At 72.6% G+C, this 18,249-nt stretch carries 18 protein-coding genes; 10 read left to right on the top strand and 8 right to left on the bottom strand.

All coding sequences use genetic code 11. The features are described from left to right. Positions 1-121 precede the first annotated feature (121 nt). Entirely contained in the window at positions 122-787 is a 666-nt protein-coding gene (locus CCO02nite_RS07600; RefSeq protein ID WP_146842517.1) for a helix-turn-helix domain-containing protein, read from the top strand. Between the two features lie 92 nt (positions 788-879). Continuing rightward, a complete protein-coding gene (locus CCO02nite_RS07595; RefSeq protein WP_146842516.1) occupies positions 880-1,515 on the top strand; it encodes a hypothetical protein in 636 nt (211 codons plus the stop codon). A gap of 686 nt (positions 1,516-2,201) precedes the next feature. Here CCO02nite_RS07595 and CCO02nite_RS07590 read toward each other — a convergent pair. Continuing rightward, positions 2,202-2,699 carry a hypothetical protein gene (locus CCO02nite_RS07590; RefSeq protein WP_146842515.1) on the bottom strand — a complete coding sequence of 166 codons (498 nt, stop codon included), beginning with the start codon at positions 2,697-2,699 and terminating at the stop codon, positions 2,202-2,204. A gap of 159 nt (positions 2,700-2,858) precedes the next feature. Here CCO02nite_RS07590 and CCO02nite_RS07585 point away from each other — a divergent pair, with 159 nt between their 5' ends. From CCO02nite_RS07585 to CCO02nite_RS07575, 3 genes are all read left to right on the top strand, one after another. Next, complete coding sequence (locus CCO02nite_RS07585) at positions 2,859-4,826, top strand: hypothetical protein (protein WP_146842514.1); 1,968 nt, start codon at positions 2,859-2,861, stop codon at positions 4,824-4,826. A 93-nt stretch (positions 4,827-4,919) separates the two neighbouring features. Further along, positions 4,920-5,813, top strand: coding sequence for an SDR family oxidoreductase (locus CCO02nite_RS07580; RefSeq protein ID WP_146842513.1), 894 nt, complete (start codon positions 4,920-4,922; stop codon positions 5,811-5,813). Between the two features lie 283 nt (positions 5,814-6,096). After that, complete coding sequence (locus CCO02nite_RS07575; RefSeq protein ID WP_146842512.1) at positions 6,097-7,536, top strand: glycoside hydrolase family 18 protein; 1,440 nt, start codon at positions 6,097-6,099, stop codon at positions 7,534-7,536. Between the two features lie 32 nt (positions 7,537-7,568). On the opposite strand, the gene CCO02nite_RS07570 is transcribed toward CCO02nite_RS07575, so the two are convergent. Continuing rightward, positions 7,569-8,525 carry an L-lactate dehydrogenase gene (locus tag CCO02nite_RS07570; RefSeq protein WP_146842511.1) on the bottom strand — a complete coding sequence of 319 codons (957 nt, stop codon included), beginning with the start codon at positions 8,523-8,525 and terminating at the stop codon, positions 7,569-7,571. 78 nt (positions 8,526-8,603) lie between these two features. Here CCO02nite_RS07570 and CCO02nite_RS07565 point away from each other — a divergent pair, with 78 nt between their 5' ends. Next, a complete protein-coding gene (locus CCO02nite_RS07565; protein WP_222593164.1) occupies positions 8,604-10,289 on the top strand; it encodes a SulP family inorganic anion transporter in 1,686 nt (561 codons plus the stop codon). A gap of 85 nt (positions 10,290-10,374) precedes the next feature. Here the strand turns inward: CCO02nite_RS07565 and CCO02nite_RS07560 are convergent, their stop codons facing one another. The 3 genes from CCO02nite_RS07560 to CCO02nite_RS07550 form a co-directional block, all read right to left on the bottom strand. Then, entirely contained in the window at positions 10,375-11,652 is a 1,278-nt protein-coding gene (locus CCO02nite_RS07560) for a glycoside hydrolase family 6 protein (protein WP_246117415.1), read from the bottom strand. Between the two features lie 257 nt (positions 11,653-11,909). Continuing rightward, complete coding sequence (locus tag CCO02nite_RS07555; protein ID WP_146842509.1) at positions 11,910-12,752, bottom strand: DUF4097 family beta strand repeat-containing protein; 843 nt, start codon at positions 12,750-12,752, stop codon at positions 11,910-11,912. Between the two features lie 47 nt (positions 12,753-12,799). Next, positions 12,800-13,315 carry a histidine kinase gene (locus CCO02nite_RS07550; protein WP_146842508.1) on the bottom strand — a complete coding sequence of 172 codons (516 nt, stop codon included), beginning with the start codon at positions 13,313-13,315 and terminating at the stop codon, positions 12,800-12,802. Between the two features lie 130 nt (positions 13,316-13,445). Between CCO02nite_RS07550 and CCO02nite_RS07545 the strand changes: the two genes are divergently transcribed. Then, complete coding sequence (locus CCO02nite_RS07545; RefSeq protein WP_186812614.1) at positions 13,446-13,763, top strand: DUF5808 domain-containing protein; 318 nt, start codon at positions 13,446-13,448, stop codon at positions 13,761-13,763. Here the strand turns inward: CCO02nite_RS07545 and CCO02nite_RS07540 are convergent. Beyond that, positions 13,757-15,418 carry an NERD domain-containing protein gene (locus CCO02nite_RS07540; protein WP_146842507.1) on the bottom strand — a complete coding sequence of 554 codons (1,662 nt, stop codon included), beginning with the start codon at positions 15,416-15,418 and terminating at the stop codon, positions 13,757-13,759. The two genes, CCO02nite_RS07545 and CCO02nite_RS07540, sit on opposite strands and share 7 nt — an antisense overlap. A 182-nt stretch (positions 15,419-15,600) precedes the next feature. On the opposite strand from CCO02nite_RS07540, the gene CCO02nite_RS07535 reads away from it, so the two are divergent. Genes CCO02nite_RS07535 through CCO02nite_RS07525 form a run of 3 tightly spaced genes read left to right on the top strand, consistent with a single transcriptional unit; the run spans position 15,601 to position 17,562 of the window. Further along, the gene (locus CCO02nite_RS07535) at positions 15,601-15,936 is read left to right on the top strand and encodes a YciI family protein (protein ID WP_146842506.1); all 336 of its coding nucleotides are present in this window, start codon (positions 15,601-15,603) and stop codon (positions 15,934-15,936) included. Positions 15,937-15,947: 11 nt separating this feature from the next. After that, positions 15,948-16,289, top strand: coding sequence for a YciI family protein (locus CCO02nite_RS07530; protein WP_146842505.1), 342 nt, complete (start codon positions 15,948-15,950; stop codon positions 16,287-16,289). A 25-nt stretch (positions 16,290-16,314) separates the two neighbouring features. Then, the gene (locus CCO02nite_RS07525; RefSeq protein WP_146842504.1) at positions 16,315-17,562 is read left to right on the top strand and encodes an RNA polymerase sigma factor; all 1,248 of its coding nucleotides are present in this window, start codon (positions 16,315-16,317) and stop codon (positions 17,560-17,562) included. Here CCO02nite_RS07525 and CCO02nite_RS15655 read toward each other — a convergent pair. After that, positions 17,546-17,941, bottom strand: a complete 396-nt coding sequence (locus CCO02nite_RS15655; protein ID WP_186812613.1) for a type II toxin-antitoxin system VapC family toxin — start codon at positions 17,939-17,941, stop codon at positions 17,546-17,548. The two genes, CCO02nite_RS07525 and CCO02nite_RS15655, sit on opposite strands and share 17 nt — an antisense overlap. Next, positions 17,938-18,177: a FitA-like ribbon-helix-helix domain-containing protein gene (locus tag CCO02nite_RS15650; protein ID WP_186812612.1), complete on the bottom strand. Its 240-nt coding sequence runs from the start codon at positions 18,175-18,177 to the stop codon at positions 17,938-17,940. Before CCO02nite_RS15650 ends, CCO02nite_RS15655 begins: the two co-directional genes overlap by 4 nt. Positions 18,178-18,249: the final 72 nt, after the last annotated feature.

The raw sequence follows: 18,249 nt of genomic DNA, 5'->3' as shown, positions 1-18,249 counted from the left end.
GGCGCGCCATGGACGCGCCCACGTCTGTCCGGGGCCGGCCGACTGTCGAGGTCTCCGGCCTTGTCCGGGCACGGTCGGCGAGCACTGGAGATATTGGGTCGCATCGGCGACTATTAATGGCATGAGCGAGATGACGACGTCTGACGCTGCCGAGCGGCTGCACGTGTCGCAGCGGCAGGTCCAGCGCCTGATCCGCTCCGGGGAGCTGCCCGCACGTCGGACGGCCGGCGATGCCTGGGTGCTCGACGCGCTCGCCGTCAACGCCTTGTCGCGATCGCGCCCGTCACAGGGACGGCCTTGGTCGTCAGAGTCCGCCTGGGGCGCCCTGTGGATGCTCTCGGGGCTCGATGCCGCTCGGATCGACGCTCGGACGCGGACGCGCCTGTCGAGCCGCCTCAAGGCGATGGACGCGGAGGCTCTTGTGCATGCGTGCCGTCGCAGGGCTGAGGTCTGGCGGTGCCGCGCGAGCGAGTCCTTCCTCGACGAGCTCAGGACTGGTCTCGTTCTGTCGGGAACAAGTGCCGCCGGACAGTTCGGCCTCGTGGGCGAGACGTCGAAGGTCGAGGGCTACTGCGCTTCGGCGGCGTGGACAGCGATCCGTTCCCAGTTCAGGCTTGTCGACGACGCCAGGGGCAACGCGACGATCCGAGTCACGACGCAGTCCAGCGTCTTGCGCGGCGGGTACACGACGATGCCGAGTGCAGTGGTCGCCGTCGACCTCGCAGAGTCGTATGAACCTCGCGAACGGGCGGCGGGCCTGCGCGCCCTACAGGAGATGCTCGGGTGAGTGATCTCACGATCGTCGCGCCACCGGGGGGCTGGGGGCCGCCCTGGCCGCTTGTCGTCGAGGTCTCCGCAGCGTTGCCCGTCGGCTCGTGGGTGCTCGTCGGTGGCCTCATGGTGCAGCTTCAGGCACGCGCCGCCGGCATCGACGAGGTGCGGACTACGGATGACGTGGACGCGCTCGTCGACGTCATGGGCACGGGTGTCACCGTGCTGTTCGTCGCCAGCCGTCTTCGCGACCTGGGCTTCGAGGTCGTCGAACCGGGTTGGGACGACGCCTCCGCTCACCGGCTCCGGCGCGGTACCGACGTCGTGGATCTTCTCGTCGCAGACCACCTGCCCAAGCACAAGCGGCCGCAGTTGGCGGGTCGTGCGGTGTTGGCGACTGAGGGCGGCGCCCAGGCGCTCGCACGGACGCAACGTGTCACCGTCATCGACGGTGACACGCACGTCGAGCTGGCCGTGCCTGATCTGCTCGGAGCGCTTGTTCTGAAGGCCGCCGCGCACGCCGCGGACAGCCGTGATCGCGGGCGGCACCTGCGTGACGCAGCGCTCCTGGCCGCACTCATCACCGACCATCTTCGCGAGCTCGCACGGCTCCAGGGGTCCGATCGGAAGCGCCTGCTCCGACTCCGAGACGCGCTCGCGGACCCGCAGCAGGATGCTTGGTTGCTCCTTCCCGAGGGTCTCCGACAGCGGGGTCAGGACACCATTCGGATCCTTGCGGAGTGAGTCCTGCTCATCCGCGTCGCGCGCGGGCTCTACCGGCTCCGGGACGGCTCGTCGGCACCCGCAGTCCCCGCTGGTCGCGGCTCCGGGAATGCGTCGACGAGCGAGTCCACGCGACCGGTGAACGTGCCGGAGGAGAGCCTGCAGTCCCTGTTCTGGTCCTACCTGGCGACGCGCGATCGAGCGGCGCGGTACGCGTCCTTCGACTACTGCCACAACCACTTCCAGCACGCTCGCGAGGTCGGCGATACGGCGGGTTTGGCCGCCGGGACGGCGCTGGAGACTTCGTGCCTCCACCTCGGCTTCTACTTGGCCAGCTGGGGGATGCTTCGGGGTTCCGGCGAGCTCTTCCACCGAAGTCTTTGGGGTCTGGTTCCCGTCGTCGAGTGCATCGCGTCGGAGCCGCGGTCGTCGTGGGAGCTCGATGTGGACGTCTACGAGTCCCGCCTCGACGACGTCTTGGCTCTGTGCGAACGAGTCAGGGCCGCTCTGCCCGGCTCGGCAACGGACACCCTCGTGACGAAGACCGTCCTCGGTGTGTTCGGCGCTGTGCCAGCGTTCGATCGCTACTTTCGCAGGGGGTTCGGGGTGTCTTTGTACGGTCGGGCTCGTCGGAACCCCCGCCGAGACGCCACGGAGGTGCAGCAACGCGGGCCGGAAGGCACACGCCCAAGCGGACCTCGACGCGATCACCGCGGGTGGAGGTGGCACCGCCCAAACCATTCCCCGAAGGCTGGGTGCAGTACACGGAGCACAAGCCGCAGGGTCTGGAGCCGTCCGCCGTGCCGTGAGCACTCGAGGATCGTCCACCTCCGTGACTGGGTCACGTCGTCGGCACCGAGCAGCACGGCGTCGTCGTCGGGCCGGGTCTCGAGAACGGGGGTCTCGACGAGCTGGACGCCCTCGCCCTGCCAGTCGACCGCCCAGCCGGAGGGCAGGTCGGGGAAGGAACCCGAGTACGGGAACACCGCGCCGGGTCCGACGAGGTCCACGACCGCATCGAGCACGCCCGGCTCGTGACACGACCGCACGGCCGCGAAGACGGAGACGTCGGACAGGTAGCGGCGGGCCAGCTCGTTGCCCTCCGAGAGGTGGACGTGGCGCCCCGAGAGCGAGTGCCAGGCGGGGTTGGCCCGGGAGCGGCGACGCGACCCAGCGCGTCGGCGCGCTTCGTCGCAGGTCGTCATCGATGCTGGCAGGGTTCCGGACGAGGGGGTGGCGTGGTCAGACGCAATCGTGCGCGCGAGATCGCTCGCAGGTCGGGGCCGGGAGGAGCTGGGCCCGACGAGCCGGGCGCGACGCCGGCGCCGGCCGGGGCCGCGGCCGAGGTTCGCGTCCCTGTCGGGGTGCGGCGCGTCGAGTCCGACGAGGAGGCGCGTGAGCTCGGGCACCGGCTGCTGACGCCGGGACGGCGCTGGCCTGTCGCCGTCGTCAGCGTTGCGAGCGGTGAGACCGAGCCGTTCGTCGACGTCGAGGTGCTCGCGGACGACCTGCGCGGGCTCGTCGAGGTCGTCGTGCTGCCGACGACGGACACGTCCTGGGCGCTCTCGTCGGCGATGCCGGACATGACGCAGGTGTACGGCGGAGCGTCGCGGGTCTACCCGGTGGACCTCGGCTGGGTGTCGGCTCCACGCCTGGCGCGACTGCGGTTCGCGTACTCGCTGCGCGAGCGGTATGCGGTGACCGAGCACCTCGTCTCCGACGGCATGGCGGCGGCGCTCGCCGCAGGGCTGTACTCGAGCACGGGCACGTCGGCCCGCCCGGTGGTCGGCGGGGTCGTCGGGCAGATCGTCGGGACCCGGGCGCTCGTGCGGCTCGACGACGGCGCGATGGCGACGCTGTGGGAGGAGCTCACCGGCTTCGACGTGCCGCTCGTGCGGGTGGTGCGGCCAGGGCAGCGGGTCGAGGGCGAGCTCGACGCGGACGCCCGACGGCTCGACCTGCGTACCGTGCCCGGCGGCGTGACCGGCGAGCTGCCCGCCGGGTACGGCGTCGGCTCGGCCGTGCTCGCGGCGGTCGCGAGCGCGCGCGTCGACGGGCTCGTGCTGCGGCTACGCCCCGGGCTCGACGTCGAGGTCCCCGTCTCAGCGGTGACGACGAACGAGCTCGACCGGCTGGACGCCCTGTTCTCGGAGGGCGACGTGGTCGTCGCGCGGATCTCGTCCACGCACCCGCTCGCGCTGTCGCTGCTGGACCTCGACGACGACGAGACGGTGCTCGAGGCGCCGAGCCTGCTGGCGGGCGGTCCGCCCTGGCTCGAGCCTCCGCCCGAGCCGGAGGTCGGCCCGGCCACGGTCGTCGTCCCGGTCCCGCCGGCACGTCCGGCGCCGCCCGCACGTCCGGCGTCCGACGAGGCCGCGCGCGTGCTGCCGGCGCCCGACGCCGAGCCGGCCCTGCCGGCGCCCGACGTCGAGGCGGCCCCGCCGGCGCCCGCGGTCGGGTCCGACCTGCCCGACCAGCCTGCCCTGCCGATCGCGCCGGCGCCGGTGCGTGTGACGCCGCTCGACCTCGTCGCGGGTCGGCGTCCCGGCCCGGTCGCACCGCGACCGACGCTCGTCCCCGCGCCGGGACCGGCACCGACGCCTGTAGCGACACCGACGCCTGTGGTGACACATGGACCCGCCCCGGCGCCGGCGCGCGGGGCGGTGAAGGACCTGAGCCTCGCGCTCGAGGCGGAGCGGGCGAAGGCCGCCCGGCTGGAGCGCGAGCTGACGCACGAGCGCGGCGCCGCGCGCGAGCTCGCCCGCGTGCGCGACGACGCCGCCGAGCTGCGCGACGAGCTCGCTGCGATCGAGAAGGACCGGCGTGCCTACCGCGACAAGTACCGGAAGGCGGACGTGCGGCGACAGCAGCTCGAGCGCCGGCTCAAGGGCGCGGCCGGTGCGGTGGCCGAGGAGGACACGCGCGGGTGGTTCGCCGACCCCGAGGAGGACCTGCGGTTCGCGGTGGCGCTGTCCTGGGCGCGGCGCGTGCCCGCGGGGGAGAAGGCCGGCCAGCCGCTGGGGGACTGGACGATCGGGGAGCGGTTCGTCGGGTCGCTCGACAACCTCGGCACGGTCTCGTGGCGCAAGCTGGCCGACGTGATCGTGGACGTGGTCGTCGCCGACCCCGCGCGGCTGGGGTCGCGCGAGCACCACGAGCTGCGCACGGGCGAGGGCGGCAACGCACCCGCGGTCGTCCGCGACGACGGGGCCCGGTGCTTCCGCGTCGCGCTGCAGCGCAGCTCGCCGTCGGCGCGCCGCCTGCACTACTGGCGCCGTGGCGACCTCGTCGAGCTGTCCCGCGTCGTCCTGCACGACGACACGCAGCCGTGAGCGCTGCTGTGAGCTCGCGGATATCGTCGCGGGAGGGGACCGACGCCGCTCCGCCGCGGCCGGGCGTCCCGCACCCGAGCGAAGAGAGCGACCATGGCCGACCAGCTCACGTTCGACAACCCCGTCGAGCGGCATGCCCACATCAAGCCGCATGCGTCGTGGCAGCCGCTGCCCGGGCTCGACGCGGAGCTGGACCCGAAGGCCGACCACGGCGAGACCAGCTACCGCGGCACGGGACGGCTGCCGGGCCGCAAGGCGCTGATCACCGGCGGTGACTCGGGGATCGGCGCCGCGGTGGCGATCGCGTTCGCGCGCGAGGGGGCGGACGTGGCGATCAGCTACCTGCCGGCCGAGCAGGTGGATGCCGACGCGATCGCGGCGCTCGTGCGCGCGGAGGGGCGCACCTGTGTGCTGATCCCGGGGGACATCCGCGACCGCGAGTTCTGCCGCGCGATGGTCGCGCAGGCGGTGGCGGGGCTCGGCGGGCTCGACATCCTCGTGAACAACGCCGCGCACCAGGTGTACCACCGCTCGTTCGACGAGCTCGACGAGCAGGATCTCGACCGCACCGTCCAGACGAACCTGTACGCGATGTTCTGGATCACGCGTGACGCGCTGCCGCACCTGCCGCCCGGCGCGACGATCATCAACAGCACGTCCGTGCAGGGGTACAACCCGTCGCCGATGATCATCAACTACGCGTCGACGAAGTTCGCGATCATCGGGTTCACCAAGGCGCTCGCGGCCGACCTCGCGCCGCGCGGGATCCGCGTGAACGCGGTCGCGCCGGGCCCGGTGTGGACCCCGCTGCAGGTCACGGACGGTCAGCCGGCGGAGAAGCTGGAGGGGTTCGGCGAGTCGTCGTGGCTGGGCCGGACAAGCCAGCCCGTCGAGCAGGCGCCCGCGTACGTGTTCCTCGCCTCGCCCGAGTCCAGCTTCGTGGTGGGGGAGGTCATCAACGTCAACGGCGGCGCCAACGTCCCGTGACGAACTCCCGCGCGCCACTCGGGTCGGACCGGCCAACCGTGGCTGAACGCACGGACCAGGTTCGACCGGGCGATCCGGCGAGGCCGATCAGGAGGCCGTCGGGACCTCGGCCGCCCGCTCGACGACGCGCGCGTGTCGTCGGCTGCGGAGCGAAGTCGAAGCGGGCACTTGACGCGAAACGGACACCTCGGCATAGGATCACAGTCAGGCAATTTGGTAGGGCTACTTACTAAATGCTCAGGTCAGAGCCGCCACTGAGTCAGCCATCCCCCGGGAGTGCCAGATGCGTCGATCTCGTCGTACCGCCACCACCACCGCTGCCGTCGTCGCCCTCGGTCTGGGCGCCGCGCTCGTCGCACCGCTCCCGGCACAGGCCGGCTCGTCGAGACCTTCCCCGGACGTGCCGAACAAGGTCCTGACCGCCTACTTCGCGGACTGGGACGTCTACGGTCGCGGCTACTACGTCAAGGACATCCCCGCCACGAAGCTCAACGTCATCCAGTACGCGTTCGGCGTGCCCGGGTACGACGCCGCGACCGGCAAGGCGAGCTGCGACGTGCTGGACCCGTGGGCCGACTACCAGCAGGTCTACTGGACCGGCGAGAACACCGTGGACGGTGTCGCCGACGACCCGGGCAACCCCGACCAGCACGTGTTCGGCAACTTCAACCAGCTCCGCAAGCTCAAGGCCGCGAACCCTCACCTCAAGGTGGAGATCTCGCTGGGTGGCTGGACGAAGTCGACGTGGTTCTCCACGCTCGCCTCGACGCCGCAGCTGCGCACGGCGTTCGTCTCGTCGTGCATCGACACGTTCATCAAGGGCGACCTTCCGGGTGGCGGCTGGCCCGAGAACGCGGGCGGCGCGGGCGCCGCGGCGGGCCTCTTCGACGGCATCGACCTCGACTGGGAGTACCCCACGCAGGTCGCCGACGGCAACGTGAACCCCACTGCGGCCGACCGGCACAACGCCACGCTGCTCGCCGCGGAGTTCCGCAAGCAGCTCGACGCGTACGGCAGGACGACGGGCAAGCACTACCTGCTCACGGCTGCGCTGCCGGCGGCGACGAGCTCGACGAAGTACTACGAGCTGAAGCAGTTCTCGTCGTACCTCGACTGGGTGAACGTGATGACGTACGACTTCAACGTGGCGAGCGGCCCGAAGGCCTCGCACAACACGCTGTTCACGCGGGATCCGCGCGACCCGAACGCCTCGAACCTGACCTGGAACACCGTCGGCACGGTGGTGCACTACCTGGCCAACGGCGTACCCGCGAACAAGATCGTGGTCGGCGTGCCGTTCTACGCGCAGCAGTACCTGCGCACCAGCACCAGGAACAACGGCCTGTACAGCGCGTTCGACAACACCGGTACGGACCCGAACTCGCTCACGGTCGACGTGGCGCCGCAGCCGAGCTACCACGCGCTGGTGGACGAGGGCGGCTACGTGAACGACGCGGGCACGGTCGGCGGCGCGGGCTACACGGCCCACTGGAACCCGCTGGCAGGTGAGCCGTACCTGTTCAGCCCGGCCGCCGCGCACCCGAACCTCACCACCGGTCCCGCCACCGTGCCGACGTTCATCGCCTACTCGAGCCCGCGCTCGATCGGCGAACGGGCCAAGCTCATCCGGGCGCTGCACCTGCGCGGTGCGATGGCGTGGGAGCTGAGCCAGGACTCCGACAGCCACGCGCTCATCTCGGCGCTGGCCCCGGTGCTGCAGTAGGTAACCGCCCGCAGGCGCCGAACCGGCGGGCGCTAGTCGATGCCGAGCGTGCGCTGCGTGGCGAGCAGCGCGTCGGCGGACGCATGGAACAGGTCCGCCTCGGCGTCCGTCATGGTCAGGTCGGGCACGTGCAGGACGCCGGCCGCGCCCACGACGCTGGGCACGGACAGCGCCACGCCGTGCAGGCCGCGGAACCCGTCGAGCACGGTGCTCACGGGCAGCACGTCGTGCTGGTCCTCCAGGATCGCCTCCACGACCCGTGCACCCGCGAGCCCGATCGCGAGGTTCGTCGCACCCTTGCCCTCGATCACGCGGTAGGCGGCGTCGCGGACGGACTGCGTGATCTCGTCGAGCTCGCGCGGGGTGAAGCGGTGCCCGTCGGGCGCCTGCCAGTCGAGCACGGGCGTCGAGCCGATCCGCGCCTGTGACCACAGCGCGAACCCGGTGTCGCCGTGCTCGGCGACGATGTCGGCGTGCACGCTCGCGGGGGAGACCTGGGCACGCTCCGCGACGAGCCAGCGCAGGCGAGCGGTGTCGAGCACCGTGCCCGACGAGACGACGCGCGAGGCCGGCAGGCCGCTGATCCGCTGCGCGGCGACCGTGAGCACGTCGCACGGGTTGGTGACGATGCAGTAGACGGCGTGCGGGGCGTGCTCGAGCAGGGTGGGCATCAGGGTCTGCAGGATCTCGAAGTTCGTGCTCGCCAGGTCGAGCCGCGTCTGGCCCGGCTTCTGCTTGGCACCCGCGGTCACGACGACGACGTGCGACCCGGCCGCGACCGACGGATCGGCGCCGCCGATCACCTGGCTCGACCCGCTGAGCCAGGTGCCGTGCGCGAGGTCCAGCACCTCGGCCGTGACCTTCGGCTCGTCGATGTCGTACAGCGCGATCGTGCGGGCCGACCCGCGGATCAGCGCCGCGTACGCCACGGCCACGCCGACGCTGCCGGCTCCGACGACGGTCAGCTTCGAGTTCTCGATGCGCACCATGGCGCCACGGTAGACGCCGCGGGCGCGAAATGGACGAGAGTGTCGTCGCCGGGGGCGCTCACGTGGTCGAATGCCCACGTGACGAGCGGTCTCGCACGAGCGGTGCCGGTGTCGATGCGGGGGTACCGGGCGTCCTGGCTCGGGCCCGACCTGATCGCGGGCGCGACGCTCGCGGCGGTCGCGATCCCCGAGGTGATGGGCTACACGTCGATCGCCGGCACCCCGATCGTCACCGGTCTGTACACGATCCTGGTCCCGACGGCGCTGTTCGCGCTGCTCGGGTCGTCGCGTCTGCTCGTCGTCGGAGGCGACTCCGCGACGGCCGCGATCCTCGGCGCGGGCGTGGCCGGGGTCGGCATCGTCGGGCTGCAGCCCGGCTCGAGCGAGTGGCTCGCACTGTGCAGCCTCACCGCGGTCGTCGCCGGTCTGCTCCTGGTGGTCGCGCGGCTGTTCAGGCTCGGGTTCCTGGGCGACTTCCTGTCCGCGTCCGTGCTGATCGGTTTCCTCACGGGGGTCGGTGTCCAGGTCGCCGGCGGTCAGGTCCCCGAGATCCTCGGCACCGACAAGGACGAGGGCGGCTGGTTCGCGCAGCAGTGGCACTGGATGACGCACCTCGCGGACGTCCACCCAGCGACGCTCGCGTACGGGCTCGCGACGATCGTGCTCATCGTCGGCTTCGAGCGGTTCCTGCCCCGCGTCCCCGGCGCGATCGTCGCGGTCGTCGGGCTGCTCGTGGTCGCGACGATCACCGACGCGTCCAGCCACGGCGTCGACGTGGTCGGCTCCATCGCGGGCGGGCTGCCGCCGTTGGGTCTGCCCAGCGGTCTCGAGTGGAGCGACGTCGGCAAGGTCTTCGCGATGGCGCTGGGCTGCGCGGTGATCATCCTCGCGCAGAGCGCCGCGACGAGTCGCAGCTACGCCATGAAGCGCGGCGACCGCGCCGACATCGACCGCGACCTCGTCGGGCTCGCCGCCGCCAACCTCGGTGCGGGGCTGACCGGCGCGTTCGTCGTGAACGGGTCGCCGACCAAGACCGCGATCGTCGACCGGCAGCGCGGCCGCAGCCAGGTGGCGAACCTCGTGGTGGTCGCGATCACGCTCGTCGTGCTGCTGTTCTTCACCGACCTGCTGGCAGAACTGCCGAAGTCCGTGCTCGGCGGGATCGTGCTCGTGATCGGCATCGGACTGGTGGACGTCACCGGGCTGCGCCGGCTGATCAGCCGGCGGCGGGGCGAGTTCTGGATCGCGCTGGTCACCGCGCTCACGGTCGTCGGGATCGGTGTCGGCGCCGGCATCGGCGTCGCGGTGTTCCTGTCGATCGCGGACGTGATCCGGCGGCAGTACGGGACGCGCGGGTTCGTCGTCGGGCTGCGCGACGACGGTTCGCACGTCTACCAGGACGCGGAGCCGGGCGCCCAGAGCCGGCCCGGCCTGATCATCTACCGCTACGACTCCGAGCTGTTCTTCGCCAACGCGAGCCGGTTCGTCGACGACGTGGAGAGCGTCGTGACGCACGCCCCCGACCCCGTGCGCTGGCTGGTGCTCGACGCGTCGGGCATCGGCGACGTCGACTACTCCGCCGGGCTCGCGCTCGTCGGGCTCATCGAGTTCGTCGAGGCACGTGGCATCCACTTCGCGATCGCGCGAGCCGACCCGTCGCTCGTCGAGACCCTGACGCGGTACGAGCTGTGGCAGCGCCTGCCCGCGGACTCGATCTACGACCACTTCTCCGGGGCCGTGACCGCCTTCGAGGCCTCCGACTGAGCGCATTGCCGCACGGCTGCCGGTGTCGGCCGGGTTGCGCGCTCACGGCCGGGGTTCCCGGCGTGGGCGCGCAACCCGGCACCGGTCACAGTCGCGGGTTCGCGTTGCGGACGAGCTCGAGGGCCATCTGCGGGAACCAGTCGCCGGCAGCCGGGTCGGCGGTGCCACGGACCGGGTCGATGCCCGCGGCCGGGTCGGCCCAGCGGGTGCACTGGCCGTCGGACTCACCGGGGATCTTCACCCACAGGTACGCGTCGACGTACGACTCGCCGGTGCTCGTCGTCGGGCGCAGTCCGAGACCGCGGTCCGGCGGGTTGCACCAGACCTGCGGGTCGCCCGCCGGGTGGTCGGCCGGGGGCGTCCACGGGCCCTGGCCGTTGCGCGAGGTGTCGATCACGGCGGCCGCGAGGACCTCGGGACCCGACGGCGGGTTGGGGCCGTTGGTGACGTTGTCGACGTACCACTGGTCGGTCAGGCCCCAGGTGCCGAAGTCGTTGGGGTCAGCCGGGTAGTACTGGCTCGCGCAGTAGTCGAAGTGACCCACGCGCCAGCCGCCCTCGGCGGTGTTGGTGCCGTACCAGAGGCACTGCGAGATCCAGCTCGCGAACTTCACCTGACGCTCGGTGACCTCGTAGTTCGACACGTTGAGGAAGAAGCCGTCGGTGCGCTCGACGCCGGCCCTGTGCAGGCGGTCGGAGATGTCGCCCACACCGAGCCAGGCGCTGTGCGTGCCGTCGAGGTACACCGAGACGTTCGGCAGCGCGGCGAGCCGGTCGACGGCCCCGTTGAGCTGCTCGAAGCGGTTGGCCGCCGCGGTCGCGGAGTCGGCGTCGGCGGGCTGGCACCATTCCTGCGCGCCGTTGATCGTCGTGTACCAGGGGATGATCCCGAGGCCGTCGGGCTCGAGGAGCACGATCGCCTTGCCGGAGCCGATGCCCTTGGCCAGCCCGTCGATCCAGGCGAGGTAGGACGCCGTGTCAGCGGCGCCGCCCGAGGAGTACTGCGAGCAGTCGCGGTACGGCAGGTTGTACGCGACGAGCACGGGGACGGCCTTCTGCGCCTTCGCCGAGCGCATCGTCGACTCGACGGAGGTGCGGACCTGCTTGGGCGTGCCCTTCGTGAACCACACCGCCTGCGGCGTGGCGAGCATCTTGCCGATCGAGGCGGCGTCGGCCCACTGGCGGTGCCGCAGGAGGTCGACGACCTGCTTGGCGGCGCCCTTGTCGGGCGGCGGGGTGTACAGCCGGGTGGCGGCGGGGGGCCGCGGGTGCCCCGACCCGTGGGCCGAGGCAGGCACCGCCGTCATGCATAGGAGCGCTCCCACGAGCGCGACGGCGGCCAGGGGGGTACGAAGGCGAGTCACTGATGTCTCCTACGTCGTTGTCGGATGACGGGTGTCGCTGCGGCGGCCGGGGACCCGGCGGCCGCCCCCCAGCCTGACGATTCCGACGAAACAGCGCAATACCCCCACGGCGACGGCCGCCGTCGACGCGTCGGGTCGGTGCCGTTGGTACCGCCAGGGCGGTCACCGTGCCCGGTCGGACTGCGAGGTCGACGTCGTCGAGCACCGTCCGGTCGCCGGTCCTCGTGGTCTCCTGTCTGCGGCCGGGATCGGGCGGTTCAGGGGCGGCCGACGACGACGTTGCCGTAGCCGGTGCTGGCGTGGATCTCGGCCGTGGCCTCGTCGTCCACCGGGCCCTCGCCGGGTGTGAGCCGGTTGCGGACGGTGCCGTGCTCGGAGGTGACGTCGAGCCACGCGGCGGTGCCCTCTGGCACGCCGACCTCGATCGACCCGTACGACGACGTCAGCCGGACCGTGCCGGACGCCACGGATCCGACGTGGATCCCCGCGTGCGCGTTGCGGGCGGTGAGCGTGCCGTGCACGACGCCGACCGCGACCTCGGCGTGCGCCCCGACGACCTCCAGCGATCCGACGAGCCGCCCGACGTTCGTCGTGCCGTTGCTCGCCCGGATGGTGCCGTCGCCCACGAGCTCGGAGATGCGCACGGAGCCGGCGCTCGCGCGCACGTTCGTCGGACCTGTCACGCGGCCGACCGTGACCGACCCGGCGGTGACCTTGAGGTCCAGGCGGGCCGCCTCGTCGAGCCGGGCGTCGCCGCCGTTGAGCGCGAGGTCGACCGCGCCGAGCCGCCCCTCGGCGTGCAGTGCACCGGCCTTGCCGCGCAGGTCGGAGCCCGCGGGGAGCTCGATCGTGACGATCGCGCCGCCTGCGGCGAACGGCAGGACGTACTGCTTCCAGGCCGCGGGGGCGGTGATGGTCACGGTGTTGCCGTCGCGCTCGACGCGCGTGGCCTCGGCGGCACGCACCGCGCCGGACTTCGCGGGGTCGGCGGGTGTGACCGTGACCACGACGTCGTCGCGCTCACCGGCGACGAGCTGCAGGTTGCCGAAGGGGACGTCGACGACGACCGGGACGGGTGAGGGGGCGGGGAAGGTGGGCATGGGGTCCTCCGGGTGCGGGTCGGTCGGGGTGAGGGCGGGTGGCGCGGTCAGCGCATCCAGCCCGTGACGTGGTGGTCGTTGCGCTGATCGGGTCCGGCCTGGGCAGCGCGGGTGGGCTGGCCGAGGGCGCCGGCCACTGCGCGCACGAGCCACGTGTTGACCGAGACGTCGTCGCGCGTGGCGGCCGCCTCGACCTGCGTCTTGAGATGGTCCGGCAGGCGCAGCGTGGTGCGGGTGCTCGAGCCGTCGTCGGTCCCGGCGACGGGCGCCAAGCCAGGGGCCGGCACGGGGACCGAGGCGGTCGGCGCCGACGCGGGCGCCTGCGGCAGCGCGACGACGAACTCGGGGTCGCCGGCACGCAGCCGCACGTCCACCGATCCGGGCGCGAGCTCCGCCGAGATCTCACCGGCGGCGGCCGACAGCGCGTCGAGCAGCGTCAGGCGGACGGCGGCCTCCAGCGGTGCGGTCAGGCGCTCGGCGAGCCGTCGGGCGTCGTCGCCGCCGGCCGCGGCGGCGGTCACGAGGCGCTCCTGGAGATCGGTGATGTACGGGTCGAGGTCCATGACATCACTATGACACCACGGCTGGTGTCACGACAACACCACGTTGGTGTCGTCTCTTCTCGTGGGCTGGTTCCCGCGCGCGGAGGGGCCTGCGAGGACCATGATGGGAGGCGACGAGGAGGAGTCCACGATGGGGTCCGACCACAGCAAGGACGAACGTCGGCGTCGCAGGCCGAGCCTGTACCGCCTGATCGTCGCCACCCTCACGATCGCCGCGATCGTCAAGGAGCTGCGCCTACCCGCCGAGGAGCGCACCTGGAACGGGATCGTCGCGGGCTTCGTGCCGTACGACTTCCGGATGCCGACGCTCGAGCGCGTCCGCGAGCGGCTGTGGGACCCCGAGGGTGCCCACCTGTTCAGCCCGCACGTCTTCGGCGTCGGCTGGACCGTGAACCTCGGACGCGTCTTCGCGCTGGTCCGCGCGAAGATCGCCGACTCGGCTCAGTAGCCGCCCGGCGTCCAGGCCTGGGCGTCCGCGAGCCGGCGACGGGTCGCCTCGCCGCCCAGCTCCTCGACGAGCACGCGCGGCCCGACGACGACGAGCAGCATCCGGGCGCGCGACAGACCCGTGTAGAGCAGCGAGCGCGCGCGTTCGAGGTCGCGGAAGCCGTTGACCGCCACGACGACGAGGCTGCGCTCGAGCCCCTTGAAGTTCAGGACGTGTCCGTAGAACACGTCGGCCTCGGCGAAGAACTCGTCCCAGTACGCGTCGTAACCGCCGCTCGTGAGCTCGACCTGCAGCGGGTGGCGCCGGCCCGTGGCCAGCAGCGCGATACGCCCCGGCTCCCAGCCCTCGGCCAGCAGCGCCTCGACGACGTCGTCCGCCGCACCGATCGCCGCCTCGACCGGGACGTCCACCACCCGCACGGGCGCCCCCGGCCAGCCGCGCGGGCGGATCACGCCGTCGTGCATCGATCCGCACAGCTGCGCGATCTGCTTGGTGGAACGCAGGTTCTCGTCGAGCACGACCGGAGCGACGTCGATCGGGGCGACGCCGTCGCGCGCGAACACCCGCTGCGCCTCGTCGAGGAACACGTACAGCCGGCCCGCGTCCGGGTCGCGCAGGCACCGCATCAGCGAGGTCCACCACGCCTCGCCGAAGTCCTGCGCCTCGTCGACGACGACCGTGTCGAACAGCTCGTCGCGCGCCCGTTCGTCGGCCAGCCGCCCGAGGTGCGCGGGGAGCTCGACCTCCCAGTAGGCGCTGTCGTCGTCGTCCCCACGGGGCGCGCCCCACGCGATCGGCAGCTCGTGGAACAGCCCGACGAACGCCGGACGCTCGTCGCGGCGCCAGGTCTGCGTGACGCGCGTGAGGTAGCGGGCCAGGCCGCGCGAGTAGCACAGCAGCGCGACCCGGTCGCCCTCGCGGGCTCGTCGTCGGGCCTGCTCGAGCGCCAGCCACGTCTTGCCCGTGCCCGCGCCGCCGACGACCTGCAGGCGCCGGAACGCGCGCAGGTGGTCGAGGATCTTGGCCTGGTCCCGCGTGAGCTGCTCGAGGTGGTCCTCGTGCTCGGCGGCCGTGGCGAGCACCTCGACCTGCGAGGGGAACTGGCCGCACAGGTACTCGACGAGCGCGTCCGCGTCCTGCGGCTGCAGCGGGGTGTGGTGCGCACCGTGCGTCTCGATCGCGCGCTTGACGAGCGGCGCGGCGTGGTCGACGTCGTCGCGGTCGATGAGCATCGTGCGGGGCAGGTCGGGCTGGTCGAGGTCCCGCGGGACCGGGGTGTGGGGCAGCGCGACGAGGTGCGCCGTCCTGGCCCGCGCGGCCTGCAACCCGTTGAGGTGGAGCAGGTCCGTCAGGAGGTGGCGTGCGCGCTGGACCTGCGAGACCGGGTCGATCGGGTGCCGGTCCGCTCCGCTGCCCTGCCACCAGCGGCCGTCCTGACGTGTGACGTGGCCGCCCTTGACCTCGATCGCCGCCAGGCCGACGCCGGGCCAGGCGACCACCAGGTCGATCTCGCGCTCCTCGTTCTCGTCCTGGAGGGCGACGTTCGCGAAGACGATCGCGTCGTCCGGCAGCTGGTCGCGCAGCGCCTCCCACAGCGTTCGCTCGGCCGTGCCGCCGTCGCGGAAGTCCGGCTCGTCGGGGTAGAGGCGAGGCATGTGTCAGGTGTAGCGCACCCGGCCGACTCTCGGCACCGGCCGGCCGCGGTGTCGGGCGGCGAGACCGTGGCGTGCCTGTGCACAGGTCGGTTCGACGTGATGACATCTCGACGGGTGTCGGATTCCGGGTGTCGCCGTTCGTCGTGAGTTCGTACGGTGCGAACAACGCGAAGGAGGACACCGTGGAACATGTCATGTTCGTGATCGACCACGACGAGGCGCAGGCGGAACCCACCGGGGAGCTGCTCGCGCAGCACGTCGCGTGGCTGGAGTCCGTCGAGGGCGTGCGGGTGTTCGGCGCGCGGCTGCGGCTGCCGTCCGACGCGACAGTGGTGCGGCGGCGCGGCGACGAGGTGCTCGTCACCGCCGGGCCGTTCGCCGAGACGACCGAGTGGATCGGGGGCTTCGACGTGCTCGAGGTCCCGACGAGCGACGACGCGATCGTGATCGCCGCACGGCACCCCGGCGCCGCCGACGGGTGCGTCGAGGTCCGGGCCGCATGGCCGTTTGAGGCGTGAGGAGCGAGACGATGCAGTTCATCTCCCTGGTCATCGAGGACCCCAGCGCCGAGCCGTACGACCCGGCGCTCGACAACATCCAGGACTGGGTGCGCGAGGGCACCGAGCGCGGCATCCTGCTGCGCGGCGACCGGCTGCGGCCCGTCGCGGAGGCGCAGGTGGTCGCGCGTCGCGACGGCGAGGTGCTCGTCACGCAGGGTCCGTTCGCCGAGCTCACCGAGCTCGTCGCGGGCTACGACGTGCTCGAGTGCACCGACCTCGACGAGGCGATCGAGTTCGTCGCCCGGCACCCCATGGCGCGGTTCGGCGCGATCGAGCTGCGGCCCGTGTGGCCGTTCGACGAGGAGGCGTGACCTGACCCCGGCCAGCGCCGCTGCGGTGCGCGCCGCCCTGGCGAGCGCGCACCGCAGCGACTGGGGCGTGGTGTTCGGGACCGTCGTGCGGCTCACCGGCGACTGGTCGCTGGCCGAGGACTGCGCGCAGGACGCGTTCGTCCGGGCCCTGGACGCGTGGGAGCGCGACGGCGTGCCGGCCAGGCCGGGCGCGTGGCTCGTGACGGCGGCGCGCAACCGCGCGATCGACGTCCTTCGTCGTCGTCGCACCGAACGCTCCCGTCTCGAGGCCCTCGAAGTCGCCGCCGCCTCCTCCGCCTCCTCCGCCGCCTCCGACGACGGCGCGGCGACCGATCCCGGCGACGAGCTCCTGCGCCTCGTGTTCACGTGCTGCCACCCCGCGCTGCCGCTGGAGGGCCGCGTGGCCCTGACCCTGCGCGCCGTGCTGGGTCTGACGACCGCCGAGATCGCGCGGCTGTTCCTCGTCGGGGAGTCGACTGTCTCGCAGCGCATCCTGCGTGCGAAGCAGCGGATCGCGCACACGGGCATCCCGTACCGCGTCCCGCCCGAGGGGCTGCGCGAGGACCGGCTGCACGGCGTGCTCGTCGTCGTGTACCTGGTCTTCACCGAGGCGTACGCGCCCACCGGCGGCGCGGACGTGCGCGACGACCTCGCGGCCGAGGCCATCCGCCTCGGGCGTCTGCTGCGCGCCGAGCATCCGCACGACGCCGAGACCGCGGGCCTGCTGGCGCTGATGCTGCTGCAGTGGTCCCGACGAGCCGCCCGGTTCGACCCCGCGGGCGACGTCGTGCTGCTCGAGGACCAGGACCGTTCGCTGTGGGACTCCGACGCCGTGCGGGAGGGGCTGTCGTTGGCGTACGCCGCGCGGCGTGACGGCTCGGCCGGGTGGTATGCGCTGCAGGCCGCCGTCGCCGCCGAGCACGCGCGGGCGGGCAGCGCCTCCTCAACGGACTGGGCGGCTGTCGTGGGCCTCTACGACGAGCTCGTGGCGATCCGTCCGTCGCCGACCGTGCTCCTGGCCCGGGCCGTCGCCGTGGGCATGCGCGACGGACCCGACGCCGGGCTGGCGGCGCTCGACGCGCTCGGCCGTCCCGCCGAGCTCGCCGGGACGCACTGGTTCGACGCCGTGCGCGGTGACCTACTGCGTCGTGCGGGGCGCCCGGCCGAGGCGCTCTTCGCCCTGCGCGCCGCCCGCGCCCAGGTCCGCTCTCCGGCCGAGGCCCGCTTCCTCGACCGCCGCATCGCCGACCTCGGCCTCAGCCGATCACCGTGATCGGGCAGCGGTGCGCCGACGAGCGTGCGAGACGGGCGTCCGCGGTGACGAGTGTCAGGCCCGCCCGTTCGGCGGCGGCGACGTAGGCCGCGTCGTACGTGCTGAGCGTGCCGCGCAGCTGCCACATCCGCGCCAGCAGCTCCTCGGTGGGGACGGTGGCGACCGTCAGCCGGCCGAGCAGCCGGACCGCTCGCGTCGCGTCGCGAAGCTTGCCGCCGCGGTCCAGGCCGCGCAGCGCCGCGCAGACCTCCACGCGCCAGTGCTCGGGCACCAGCCAGGCCGGGTCGTCGCTGAGCACCTCGCGGGCACGGGCCGTTCGTGGCTCGCTCGTCGGGTCGCAGAACAGGAGCGTGGCCGCCGACGCGTCGACGACGATCACGCCGGGCCGCGCTCGCTGCGTGACTCGTCGAGCGCCGTGACCACGTCGACCGCCGTCGCGGTACTGCCGCTTGTCCAGCTCAGGTCCGCCAGCAGGGCGGCGTTCCGCGCGAAGCCCGCCTCGCGGTTGACCAGCGCGAGCAGGAACGCCTGCAACGACTGCCCTTGCGCGTCGGCGCGCGCCGCGAGGGTGTCGCGCACGTCGTCGGGGACGTCGCGGATCTGGAGTGCGACCATGCATGCACTTTACATGCGCTCATGGAACCGACCAACGGGGCTCGCGAGCGGTTCGGCCGCAGACACCCTCGA

Source organism: Cellulomonas composti, from assembly GCF_007990245.1.
Classification (GTDB): Bacteria; Actinomycetota; Actinomycetes; order Actinomycetales; family Cellulomonadaceae; genus Cellulomonas; species Cellulomonas composti.
This window is presented reverse-complemented; position numbering and strand designations above follow the sequence as displayed.

Excerpts from the sequence above, each read along its gene's own strand:
- CCO02nite_RS07530 (WP_146842505.1), top strand. The coding sequence starts at position 15,948 with ATGCAGTTCATCTCCCTGGTCATCGAGGACCCCAGCGCCGAGCCGTAC.
- CCO02nite_RS07545 (WP_186812614.1), top strand. The coding sequence starts at position 13,446 with ATGGGGTCCGACCACAGCAAGGACGAACGTCGGCGTCGCAGGCCGAGC.
- CCO02nite_RS07550 (WP_146842508.1), bottom strand. The coding sequence starts at position 13,315 with ATGGACCTCGACCCGTACATCACCGATCTCCAGGAGCGCCTCGTGACC.
- CCO02nite_RS07580 (WP_146842513.1), top strand. The coding sequence starts at position 4,920 with ATGGCCGACCAGCTCACGTTCGACAACCCCGTCGAGCGGCATGCCCAC.
- CCO02nite_RS07555 (WP_146842509.1), bottom strand. The coding sequence starts at position 12,752 with ATGCCCACCTTCCCCGCCCCCTCACCCGTCCCGGTCGTCGTCGACGTC.
- CCO02nite_RS07570 (WP_146842511.1), bottom strand. The coding sequence starts at position 8,525 with ATGGTGCGCATCGAGAACTCGAAGCTGACCGTCGTCGGAGCCGGCAGC.
- CCO02nite_RS07575 (WP_146842512.1), top strand. The coding sequence starts at position 6,097 with ATGCGTCGATCTCGTCGTACCGCCACCACCACCGCTGCCGTCGTCGCC.
- CCO02nite_RS07540 (WP_146842507.1), bottom strand. The coding sequence starts at position 15,418 with ATGCCTCGCCTCTACCCCGACGAGCCGGACTTCCGCGACGGCGGCACG.
- CCO02nite_RS15650 (WP_186812612.1), bottom strand. The coding sequence starts at position 18,177 with ATGGTCGCACTCCAGATCCGCGACGTCCCCGACGACGTGCGCGACACC.
- CCO02nite_RS07590 (WP_146842515.1), bottom strand. The coding sequence starts at position 2,699 with ATGACGACCTGCGACGAAGCGCGCCGACGCGCTGGGTCGCGTCGCCGC.
- CCO02nite_RS07600 (WP_146842517.1), top strand. The coding sequence starts at position 122 with ATGAGCGAGATGACGACGTCTGACGCTGCCGAGCGGCTGCACGTGTCG.